The 12,096-nt window shown below is 38.2% G+C and carries 10 protein-coding genes and 1 other RNA gene; 2 read left to right on the forward strand and 9 right to left on the reverse strand.

The genetic code is table 11. The annotated features are described in order from the left end of the window. Positions 1-31: 31 nt before the first annotated feature. On the reverse strand, positions 32-1,384 hold the full coding sequence (locus BMX26_RS08630) for a glucose-6-phosphate isomerase (RefSeq protein WP_075531026.1): 1,353 nt from the start codon (positions 1,382-1,384) through the stop codon (positions 32-34). Between the two features lie 115 nt (positions 1,385-1,499). Then, a complete protein-coding gene (locus tag BMX26_RS08635) occupies positions 1,500-2,369 on the reverse strand; it encodes a GRP family sugar transporter (protein WP_075531027.1) in 870 nt (289 codons plus the stop codon). Between the two features lie 174 nt (positions 2,370-2,543). Here BMX26_RS08635 and BMX26_RS08640 point away from each other — a divergent pair, with 174 nt between their 5' ends. Continuing rightward, complete coding sequence (locus BMX26_RS08640) at positions 2,544-4,742, forward strand: LTA synthase family protein (protein ID WP_075531028.1); 2,199 nt, start codon at positions 2,544-2,546, stop codon at positions 4,740-4,742. Between the two features lie 127 nt (positions 4,743-4,869). Next, positions 4,870-5,931, forward strand: coding sequence for a hypothetical protein (locus BMX26_RS08645; RefSeq protein WP_075531029.1), 1,062 nt, complete (start codon positions 4,870-4,872; stop codon positions 5,929-5,931). Between the two features lie 25 nt (positions 5,932-5,956). On the opposite strand, the gene BMX26_RS08650 is transcribed toward BMX26_RS08645, so the two are convergent. The 7 genes from BMX26_RS08650 to BMX26_RS08680 all read right to left on the reverse strand — a co-directional run. Then, positions 5,957-7,402, reverse strand: a complete 1,446-nt coding sequence (locus BMX26_RS08650) for a sensor histidine kinase (RefSeq protein ID WP_075531030.1) — start codon at positions 7,400-7,402, stop codon at positions 5,957-5,959. Next, positions 7,399-8,130 carry a response regulator transcription factor gene (locus BMX26_RS08655; protein ID WP_075531031.1) on the reverse strand — a complete coding sequence of 244 codons (732 nt, stop codon included), beginning with the start codon at positions 8,128-8,130 and terminating at the stop codon, positions 7,399-7,401. Before BMX26_RS08655 ends, BMX26_RS08650 begins: the two co-directional genes overlap by 4 nt. A gap of 84 nt (positions 8,131-8,214) precedes the next feature. After that, positions 8,215-8,585: a transfer-messenger RNA gene (gene ssrA, locus BMX26_RS08660) on the reverse strand. A 133-nt stretch (positions 8,586-8,718) separates the two neighbouring features. Further along, complete coding sequence (locus tag BMX26_RS08665) at positions 8,719-10,116, reverse strand: L,D-transpeptidase family protein (protein WP_075531032.1); 1,398 nt, start codon at positions 10,114-10,116, stop codon at positions 8,719-8,721. Positions 10,117-10,245: 129 nt separating this feature from the next. Continuing rightward, complete coding sequence (locus BMX26_RS08670) at positions 10,246-10,707, reverse strand: universal stress protein (protein ID WP_075531033.1); 462 nt, start codon at positions 10,705-10,707, stop codon at positions 10,246-10,248. A 74-nt stretch (positions 10,708-10,781) separates the two neighbouring features. Next, complete coding sequence (locus BMX26_RS08675; RefSeq protein ID WP_075531034.1) at positions 10,782-11,453, reverse strand: ribonuclease H family protein; 672 nt, start codon at positions 11,451-11,453, stop codon at positions 10,782-10,784. A 244-nt stretch (positions 11,454-11,697) separates the two neighbouring features. After that, positions 11,698-12,096, reverse strand: a 399-nt coding sequence (locus BMX26_RS08680) for an RNA-guided endonuclease InsQ/TnpB family protein (RefSeq protein ID WP_143454895.1), incomplete at its 5' end; no start/stop codon positions are given.

Genomic DNA, 12,096 nt, shown 5'->3' on the forward strand with positions numbered 1-12,096 from the left:
GCTGGCTTAAAGCCAGCTTTTTTTATGCACTTTATTTATCTAAGCGTGCGTTTAATTCTTTAGTTAATTCTTCGTAGCCTGGACGACCGAGCAAAGCAAACATATTCTTCTTGTATGCTTCAACACCTGGCTGGTTAAATGGATTGATACCATTCAAGTAGCCGGAAATACCCACTGCAACTTCAAAGAAGTAAATCAAATAGCCTAAAGTATAAGCTGATTGATCAGGAATATTAACAATCATGTTAGGCACATTGCCATCAGTGTGAGCTAAAACAACACCCTGCATTGCCTTATCGTTAACAAAGTTCATGGTACGGCCTTCAAGATACTTCAATCCATCAAGGTTTTCAGCTTCTTTTGGAACATCAGTATCATGACGTGGTGTATCAACGTGGATAACAGTTTCCATCAAATTACGACGGCCTTCTTGGATATATTGTCCAAGTGAGTGAAGGTCAGTTGAGAAGTTAGCTGAAGATGGGTAGATACCTTTTTGATCCTTACCTTCAGATTCACCCATGAGTTGCTTCCACCATTCGGAGAAATATTGCAAGGATGGTTCATAGTTTTCAAGGATTTCAGTTGTGTAACCCTTGCGGTACAAAATGTTGCGTAAAGCAGCATATTGGTATGCTTCATTCTTTTCAAGGTCAGCATCGCTGTAATCTTTAGAAGCATCAGCAGCACCCTTCATCAAATCATCAATGTTAGCACCTGAAACAGCAATTGGAAGCAAACCAACTGGTGTCAAAACAGAGAAACGGCCACCAACATCATCAGGAATAACGAATGTTTCATAACCTTCAGCATCAGCTTCAGTCTTAAGGGCACCGCGCGCACGGTCTGTTGTAGCGTAGATACGTTCCTTAGCACCATCTTTGCCATACTTGGCAACCAATTTTTCCTTGAATACTCTAAAGGCAATTGATGGTTCAGTAGTTGTACCAGACTTGGAAATCACATTAACTGAGAAATCCTTATCACCAATCAAATCAACCAAATCACTTACGTATGAGCCGGAAATGGAGTTACCAACAAAGAAGATTTGTGGTGCATTGCGCTTTTCAGCGGAAAGCAAGTTGTAGAATTGATGATTCAAAAATTCAATAGCTGCACGAGCACCGAGGTAAGAACCACCAATACCAATTACAACTAATACGTCTGAATCAGATTGAATCTTCTTAGCTGCCTTTTTAATGCGGTCAAATTCTTCCTTATCATAGTCAGTAGGCAGGTTCAACCAGCCGCGGAAGTCAGCGCCAGCACCGGTACCTTGGCGTAATTCTGCATCACAAGCATTAACTAATGCCTGCATTTCGCCTAATTCGTTGTCTTGAACGAATTTTTTCAAATTAGAACTGTCAAATGAAATATGAGCCATTATCTAGTCTCTCCTTTTTAAATTTTATCTACGCTTATAATTATACTATAGAATTTGACTTTTTAAAGTCTAAATTGAAGATATATCATGATTTTTGCTTAAAAGTCCTTAAAAATTATTTTAACAGCCCTAAAATGATGCTGCCTAAAATAATTAAGCACGAACCAATAACGACATAGACCATTTCTTTTTTGGTTTTCTTTTCGCCTAATAAGAAGATGGAACCAAACGTTGAAATCACTAAGCCTGATTGAGCCAAGGAGAAGCTGACAGCTAAACCGACCAAGGCTGTAGCTTGGAACATGCAAAAATTCCCTGTCCCCCATACCAACCCTGTAAACATATTTTTATAGGTAGCTTTTTGAAAAGCATTGGGTTTGAGTGCAAATAATAAAGCACCAATGACCATGCCACAGGCTTGGGGCAAAACCATAGCTTGCGTATCAACATTAAATAATTTAACCACGACCGTATATAAAACATAGCCTAAAGTCGATAACACCAAAGCTTTCATGCCTAATGACCAGTCTTCTTTTTGCGACCGAGCTAAGGCAGCGGTATCACTTTTATCGCGCATCGCTGTAAAAATAACCCCTAAAACTAATAAAGCTAATGCTAAAAAGCCTAAAATAAGCATTTTGCCCGTAGTCCATTCATGGAAGAAAAGTGCACCCACTAAAGTCGTAAACACCAGTTGGGCCCCTGTCGAAATCGGCATGGTTTTAGAAACGCCGATAGCCTTCATTGAAACAAATTGGTTATATTGACCTAAACTCCAGCACAAACCTGATACAAGGCCCACCAGCCACAGTTTAGGGGTATTATAGCTCATAAAATGTTGCCATGATAAAGTCGTTGTCAACAAGGCAAATAACAACGCCCCCCAAGTCATACCTAAAGTCTGTTGGTTAGCGTCTCCTCCCATCTTACCGCTAATTAGCCCAATACTGCCCCATGCCAACATGGGAATTAAAGCAATCCACATTTTCTCTTACCTCTCTTTATTTAAATTCTCTGATATGTAAAAATTTATTGTACCAATAAAGACACCAATTTGGCAAGGATAGCGCTTTAATCAGCCATTGATTGACGATAGCAATTCATTAGCGGTAAAATTAACTAATAGAATTTATTTCAACTGAAAGGACGGTTTACTTTTGTGAGCTGGACAAAAATTAAAAATTTTTTCAATACCCGCTTTGGCTTCTTTGCGCTCCTAGTTTTTATCTTTTGGCTGAAAACTATTTTTGTTTATCTTAGTGATTTTCATTTAGGTGTTTCGGGTTTTTACCAATATTTTGTTTTATTGCTGAATCCAATTGCCACAACCGTTTTGCTTTTTTCATTGGCGTTATATATCAGACGACCCTTGCCGGCTTATATTTGTTCCCTACTGATTTACACAGCTAATACAGCTCTGCTTTTATTTTCAGTGATCTATTACCGTGAATTTACCGATTTTATGACCATTAATGTTATTTTTGGTTACTCATCTGTTTCCCAAGGATTAAGCTCATCGTCTTTTTCCATCATGAAGCCGCAAGATTTTTTGATTATTGTTGATATTATTATCCTTTTAGGTCTTTTGCTATTCAAAAAAATCAAACTAGACCCGCGGCCTTTGCCGCGCAAGCAGGCTGTTGCTACGACTTCATTTGCCTTGTTCTTTTTGCTGTTGAACATTACCCTGGGCGAAATTGATCGTCCACAGCTGCTTTCGCGCACCTTTGACCGCAATTATTTGGTCAAATACCTAGGAATTGACACTTTTACGGTTTATGATGGGCTAAAAACAGCCAAAAACAATCAAACCCGTTCCAGCGCCAACAGTTCTGACCTGGATAAAATTGTTGCTTATACGCAAAAAAATTACGCTAAACCAAATGCTGCTATGTTTGGAATTGCCAAAAACAAAAATATTATCGTTATTCACTTGGAAAGTTTCCAGCAGTTTTTAATCAACTATAAATTAAATGGCAAAGAAGTAACGCCTTTTTTAAATAGTCTTTACAACGGCAAAGAAACTTACAGTTTTGCCAATTTCTTCAATGAAGTCGGCCAGGGTAAAACTTCTGATGCGGAAACCATGCTTGAAACCAGTACTTTCGGTTTGCCGCAGGGGTCACTTTTTTCAACCTTAGGTACTGATAATACCTTTGAAGCTGCTCCTGCTATCCTCAACCAGCAGGCCGGCTACTCTTCGGCCGTTTTCCATGGTAATATTGCTTCTTTTTGGAACCGGGATAATGTTTATAAAAATTTTGGCTACCAAAATTTCTTTGATGCCAGCTTTTTTAACACCAATTCCAACAATTTAACGGAATATGGCCTTAAAGACAAGCTGTTATTCCATGACTCGGTGAAATATCTGGAACATCTGCAACAGCCTTTTTATGCTAAATTTATTACCGTTTCCAACCACTTTCCATTTGTGATTGATAAACAAAATACAACTTTTACCAAAGCTGATACCGGTGATAGCTCAATTGACAACTACTTTGTTACGGCCCATTACCTCGACCAGGCTGTCAAAGAGTTTTTCGATTACCTCAAAAAAGCAGGACTTTACAATAATTCCATGATTGTCATTTACGGTGATCATTACGGCATTTCCAATTCACGCAACCTTAAATTGGCTCCGCTTTTGGGCAAATCAAGTACCACTTGGAGTGATTACGACAATATCCAAATGCAGCGAGTTCCTTTTATGATTCATATTCCGGGAACAACTTCCGGTAAAGTTTTGAACACCTATGGCGGTGAAATTGATGTATTGCCAACTATCATGCATTTGGTCGGCCTTGATACTAAAAATTACCTCTTCTTCGGAAGCGACCTCTTCTCAAGCGACCATAAGCAGCTGGTAGCTATGCGTAATGAAAATTACGTCACACCTACGTACACGGTGGCTGGCAATACCATTTATGAAAATGGCACCGGCAATGTAATTACTCATCCCAGCGCTGAAGTTAAAGCTAAATTAGAAGCTGATCAAAAAGAAGTATCCTATAAGTTATCCTTGTCCGATGACCTCAACAATCAAAACCTCCTGCGCTTTTATGTGCCGACCGGTTTTACTCCCGTTAACCCAGGAAATTATACTTATAAAAATTCCTACCTTAACCTCTTGAACCTTGAAAAAGCTTTAAAAACAACTTCTAAGAGTTTATGGGCGCAAAATGGCCAAAAAACAACGATTGATAAGTACAGCACCGACGCACCGGAATTAAAAACAACCGACCAAGATAAAGCTAATGTCGAAAGTGCTAAAAAGAAGGCTAAAAAACAAGCCGCTAAAAAGCAAGCCTCATCCACTAATGCTTCATCCAGCGCCAATATTTCTGCCACAATTAAATAAAAAAAGCTGCCGCAAATTCGGCAGCTTTTTTATTTAACCTATTTCATAAAATATTCATTTTTAAATCTGATTATTAATTTTTATCTTTGCTATAATGAAGCATAGACTATGTAAAGGGGCAGTTATAATGGATATATATTATATAAAAGAACCCGCTAGGACATTAGACAGCAAAGATGCCGGTAACAAAGCCCGCAATGATGTCGAGCGTATCCTAGAAATGAACCAATGTCACCCAATTACGCTTTACAGCCCTGACAATATTTTAAAAGATCAATTTGCTATTTTAGCTGATATTGAACAAATGCTAAAAAAGCTCCCTGAAGATAAGCTGCTCTTTATCCAATATCCTTTGCCTAAGGCTTATCGTTTTGCCTTATCCAAAATTATGCAGCATCATCCAACTATTTTGCTGCTGCATGACCTAGATGAAATTCGGCATGGCAAGAGTTCGCTGTTAGAATGCCGTCAAATTAACCAAGCTGATTTGATTATTTCACACAATAAATACATGACTGCCTACTTGGCTAAATTCGGTATTCAAAAGGACAAAGTTTATAACCTGAATTTATTTGATTATCTTAGAAAAGATAACCAGCACATATTTGACCACCAAAACGATAAAAACTTGCTTTGTTTTGCCGGACATTTGCGTAAATCACAATTTATCTACGATTTTCCACAAGCAGTGGCTGATAAAGACATCTTTTTATACGGCGTTAAATATGAACCGCAAAAAATGCACACTGCCGGCGTCTTTTATCAGGGAGCTTTTCCAACTGAAGAGATTCAAGAGCAGATTTCAGGAAAATTCGGTCTCTTATGGGATGGTCCCAGCAATCAAAGCTGCATTGGCAACTATGGGGATTATCTTAAAATCAATAATCCCCATAAAGTGTCAATGTATTTGAGTGCTAATATGCCGGTTTTTGTTTGGAGTAAAGCCGCCATTGCTGATTTTATCAAGCAAAATCAAGCCGGCATTTTAATTGATTCCTTAGCTGAAATTCCCGCTGCTCTTAAGCAATTGACTCCTGAAAATTATCAGCAATTAGTTGCAAATGCCAGTCGCTTAGGCCAAAAAGCAGCTACAGGTGGGTTTTTAACTGACGCTTTGACCAGTATTTTGCAAAGCTATACTACTGTAGACAGCTTTGCAAATTATTATTTAAAAAAAAACTTGAAGTGAAAAACTTCAAGTCTTTTTTTATTACTTATTCTTGTCCCTTAAAAGTCAGGGTAAAAGTTGTTCCCACACCAGGCTCACTGGAAACATTGACATCAGCCTTATGCAATTTAAGCAACTGGTAGACAATCGACAATCCGATGCCCGATTCACCGAATTTGGCAACCTTGCGTGATTGGTCGGCTTTATAGTAGCGGTCCCAAATCTTCGCCATCTGACTTTCAGTCATCCCAATCCCTGTGTCTGAGATTTGAATAATTGTATTATTGCCGGCCTTTTTGCCTCGGATGGTAATCACACCATTATCCGTAAACTGAATCGCGTTTTTGATAATATTGGTGATGATCTGAATGAAACGATCATGATCAGCGTAAACACCTAACACAGGCGGCAACTTATTTTCAAAGCGGTCACCTTCTTTCTGAGCCATATCGTTCATCTGCCTGAGCACATCACGAATAATCGAACTGGCATCCAGATTTTCTTTTTGAAGTACCAATTCACCAGCCTGACTCTTTTCATAATCAAGGTTATCATTAACTAAGCGAATCAGCCTTGACGTTTCCTTGCGCATCAAATCAATACTTTCTTTACACTCAGCTTCATCCTCGAACAGTCCATAAGCCATACCTTCTAAAATACCCTTAATGGTCGTCAGTGGTGTCCGCATTTCATGAGCAGCATTAGTCATAAAGTTTCTTCGTCTTTCCTCTTGCCGATCAAATTCGATACGAGATTCCTTGAGCGCTTCGATCATCAGATTAAAGTCTTCTGCCAAATCATCTAATTCATCTCGGTGTCCGGTAGTAATGTGAACATCAAAGTCTCCATCAGCAACCTGGCGCGTAGCTTTTTGCAAGCGGGTAATGCGATTGGTAAAATAGCGCGTTAAAATAAATGAAGCAATCGTTCCTAACACAACCGCGGTAAAAAAGGAATACAGCAAGTTGCGCTTAATATCGGTCAAATTGTCTTCAATGTTATCCATCACTGTTCCGACCGAAACCACCGCCAGCAATTTTCCATTAATATCTAAATAAGGCACATAAATACTTGTCGTTTCTTTGGGCGAATCGACAGCTTTAAATCTAAACCGCTGTGAATTACTTTTAACACGAATTGATTGACCTGCCTTAAGCTCATTCCAACGTTTCTTATTAATAATTTGCTTAGATTTGCTAGGATAGAGGATTTTATCTTTGCCGGTATAAATCCTAATTTTAATGTGGCGGCTGGATAGCATCTCTTCCACAATATTCAAACGTTTTTTATCAACAACAATTTTGGTAGTGCCATTACTTTTTTTGACATCAATTGCTTGTGTCCGCACCACATAAGCATAATCTTCCAAAAGATCCCATGTATCCTGATAAAACATCGAACGCGATAAACCTAAAAAGGTTACACCCAATATCAACAGGGTAATGGCAATAATCAGGAAAAATGACAAGAACTGTTGATAAAACATTCTCATTTATCAGCTACTCCAGAATCATCAAACTTGTAGCCTACGCCCCAAACAGTTTGAATAACCTGTGGACCAGCCTTTTCGATTTTTTGACGCAATTTTTTGATGTGAGCATCAACGGTTCTTTCATCACCGTAATATTCATAATCCCAAACTAATTGCAAAAGCTGATCACGTGAAAAGACTTGACGAGGTTTTTGGGCTAAAGTCTTTAGCAAATCAAATTCCTTAGGAGTCAAATCATTAATTGGATTATCAAACAAGTATGCTTCACGTGTCTTTGAATTCAAGCGGAAGTGTTCCGTGACAACATCAAAGTCATCATCGTTATCGATCGCTTGAGCCCCATTTTTACCTAAAGGCGCCATTTCAGCCCGCCGATGCAAAGCTTTAATCCGCGCAATTAAGGTAATTGGTGAAAATGGCTTGACAATGTAATCGTCAGCCCCCATTTCTAAACCTAAAACTTGGTCACTTTCAGAATCACGTGCCGTTAAAATAATAATCGGCACTGTAGGTGAAATTTTCCTAAGTTCCGCATTAATCTGCAAACCATCCATTCCTGGCAAATTAAGATCTAACGTAATCATATCCCAACTAGCAGGATCTTCTTTAAAAATTCCAATTGCTTCTTGACCATCATAGGCATATTCAACGTCCCATTTTTCCTTGCGGAAGAACATAGACATCATCTCTGAAATAGACTTATTATCTTCAATCATCAGCAATTTCATCGACAAAACCGCTCCCTACATTTAGATTTTTATACTAAAAAACGACTACGACATACAATAAGTTGCATATCATCGTCGCCCTTTTTATGGAGATGGCGGGAATTGAACCCGCGTCCAAGCATATCGCAACTCAAACCTCTACGCCCATAGTTACATTATTTAACTTTCATCAAAAACAACGCCATGCAACACGGCCAACGTTTCTGACTAGCCTGATTAATCTCTTCTTATTGCTTCAGGTGTGAGCTTTAAGCGTAGTCCACTAGATTTAAGACCCGAAAAAAGCACGTGGACAATACTTCTTCGGATCTACACCCGCTGTTTTTAGGCAGCTAAAGCGTAAGAATAGTTATTATTTTTTGCAGTTATAATTTAAACTGAGCGTTTTATGGTAGCCGCAACCTACCAGACGCAATCTGAGCCCGACCTATACCTGTCGAATCCAAAACATCCCCATTAATTTAACTTCATCATATCATAAAATAGTAACAAATAAAAGATTTATGTCTCATTTATGCACCAAATAAACCATCTTTTTTGCGCACTTTTATCGCAAATAAAAAAGAGACCTTAAGTCTCTTTTTTTATTTAATATACAATGACCGGTTCATGAACATCTAAAACACTGTAGACTGTTTTAGCTTCATCAAGCTTCAAATTGACACAGCCGTTGGATCCGTCTTTCAAATAAGCTGTCTTAGCCCAGTTGGTCCGCCAAGTAGCATCATGGAATCCGCAGCCGGAATTGGTAAATTGAGCCCAATATTTAACCTGCACAGAATAGCTTGAGCCGTCATCGTGGGTCCCTTTCAAGGTTGAAGGACTTTGCTTATACATGATATACCAAATTCCCTTAGGTGTATCTTCATTTGAAGATACTTTGCCGGTAACCAAAGTATTGGCTGTATAAACAAGCTTGCCGTTTCGGTAGAACCAGGCTTTTTGTTCTGAGATAGATACCTCCGCATAAGTATTGCCAATCCCGTTGTTAGTCAGCGTATCATAGCCTAAACCGTAAGTATAATAGCCGCGACCATAAATATCTTCTTTGGCATTAATTTGCTTGCTGCCTTTTTCCCAAGCTGTTTCCACACTGGTTTTAGCTGCATCAGTATCAATCCCCCAGCCATAGCTTTGAGCCTGCACATTAATTGTTCTGCCACCGGTCGTCTTAAATGAGACCGTCTTGTCTAAAGTCGCATGGGTCTTATTGATGGTATTAAGCTTATTGCTTAACGTCGTTACATTATTATAGACATACTTGCCATTAGTGTAACGCACTTCATCGGCCATTTCTGCAACGGTTAAATTATAAGTTGTATTTTGCACCTTATATTGCGTTTCATTATCAGAAAGTTTCTTTAACTGGCTGACTTCATTTTGTACTGCTTTGCTAGAAGCTGGTAAAGGTTGCTTAATTGCTGCAGCTAATTTAATACTTGGATTAGCAACCTGCTTATCATATGCTTTCATAATCTTAGCAACATCATACTGATTCCCCTTTTTAGCCGCTACTGTTGTTACCTTGCCATATTTCATAACAGCATAAGCATCAACCGCTTGCTTGCGCTTGGTATTTTCCTGGTTCAAAGCACTCTCAACTGCCTGACGTAAAGTTTCCTTGCGATAATTGCTTAATTTATTAGGCGTGACTTGATAATTTTTCTTGCTGCTGGAAGGAAAGAACGTTCTTTGCTTCTTTAAAGCAGCTTGCACCTTATTTAAGTCAGCATTGGTAAAACCAGCAGACGTTTTTTGCCCTTGATAAATAACCTTATCGCCCACATAGACCGTATTATCTAACGTAACCTTTTTTAATTTTTTAATAGCTTCTTTAGCTGTCAAACCGCCAACATCAACTTCATTGATAGTAATATTTTTGTTAAAATGATTAGCTTGATGACGCCACATTAATCCAGCACCGCCAGCTAATACCAGTGCGGCCACCTCAGCCGCAAGCCAAATTTTTTTTGATTTTTCGTTCATTTGAAAACTCCTTAGTTATGTATGACAAAAAATTCTAATCTTTAGCTTATACCTAATCATGATAAATATCAAATAATATGCAAAGAACCCCCTGCAAAAAAGGCAAACTCTTTGCAGGAGGTTCTTTAACTAGCGGATAACCATCACGGAACAAGGCGCATTTTGTGCCATGTAACTAGCCTGTGAACCTAAAAAGACTCGATTATGACTAGGCTTAGTCTTCGAACCGCAAACTAAAAGGTCTGCGCCAACATCTGGCAAAATGTCATTAATGATGACCACCCCAGGCTTGCCTTCACCTGAATAGGCTGTAACATTTTTGACTCCAAATGAGCGGGCCTTGTTGACATAATTAGCCAAATCGCTTGATAATTGCTGCCGTCTTTGATCTAAAACATCATGACTCAAAGTATCAAAAATATTTAAATCATTTACTTCGAGAATTGACACAATCCCTAAAGGCAGTCCTAACCGCTTGGCCGTTGTCACCGCATAATTAAAAGCATTAATTGAAGATTGAGAATCATCTTCGTCAACTGCAACTAAAACACTATTAAAAATTTTAGGTTTAACTTCAAAATCAGCTTTCATTAAAAACACCTCCTAACTACGCTAATTATACCATATTTATCCTCATAAATTGAGCTATAACACTTTTACAGCAATTAATCCATCTGATCCATTGCCAGATTAACTAATTGGTCAACCCGAATATTTTTTACATCCTTATCATGACCTTTGACCCATTTAAAATCAAGCTTTTTAAAATAAGAAAGCAAAGCATAAACTTCCTGCCATAAAGCCTGGTTTTTAACAGGCCCACTAGACGTATGCCAGTTGTTTTGGGCCCATTTAGCCAACCGACCTTCGACGGCTTTTAACACATATTTAGAATCTAAAACAGCTAAAATAGCTTCTTCGTTAAAATGATATTTTTTAAACCATTTAAGTGCATTTAAAAAAGCCATAATTTCCATTCGACTATTCGTAGCACCATACTCACTGCCGGAAAATTCCAGTTGCTTTTGATCTTGGACTCTTTCCACCAAAAAAGCCCAAGCAGCTTTATCATCAGCTTTGACATGTCCTCCAGCTTGATTACCGGTATTACGGCTACCGCCATCTGTATATAAAATATATGCATAATCTTTTGGCAAAGCCCTTTGAGTGGTCATTTTTACACCCGGTGTCGGATTTTTCAACCAAGATTTAGCCTCACTTTCAGAAGTAAAACTCTTAAACTTAGCATTTTTAAATCCTTGCGTCTGTTTTTGACATTCAGCCCAACTAGTAAAAATGCCTGTCTTGCGTCCTCTTGAAACTGCGTAATATTTCATCTTTACCTGCTATATAAAATGTAGAATAACATAGAAAATGTATTATGATTTTCTATATTATTAGAAAGAATATAGTTTTCCTTTCTTAATTTTATTTACTATCGTCTACATTAGTATTCCCATATCCTAACTAGAGGGTAATGACATTGACTAACTCTTATAGCATCAAAGAAACTTTCGTTTCTAGGGCATAGCTTTAACAAATTGCTAAAGCCTATTACTAGCCATGCCTAATAATAGTTGATCATTTTGCTAAGGTAAGTAAATTCATGACTGCATTAACATCTCTGTCGCAAGCAAAATTACATTTATAGCAAATATATTCGTTGTGTTTAGTGCCATGTTTCTTGTTACCGGAAAGTGTGATTTTATCATCAGCTTTCTTAACATAGCCACAACGTGAACATCTTTGCGTACTTGGATAGAAACGATCCGCTAAAATTCTTTTTTTACCGTACCATTCGCATTTATAAGTTAAAACCTGTCTGAAATAGCCAAATAACGACCGCTGTAATCCCTTAGAGGCAACATTAATCATCTGCATTTGCTTTACGTTTAAATCTTCAATAACGATTTGATCATAATCATTAACCAGCTTAGTGGTAAACTTTTGGACAGTATCATGCTGGATATTAGCAACTCG

This window comes from Ligilactobacillus sp. WC1T17, assembly GCA_900110005.1.
Taxonomy (GTDB): Bacteria; Bacillota; Bacilli; order Lactobacillales; family Lactobacillaceae; genus Ligilactobacillus; species Ligilactobacillus ruminis_A.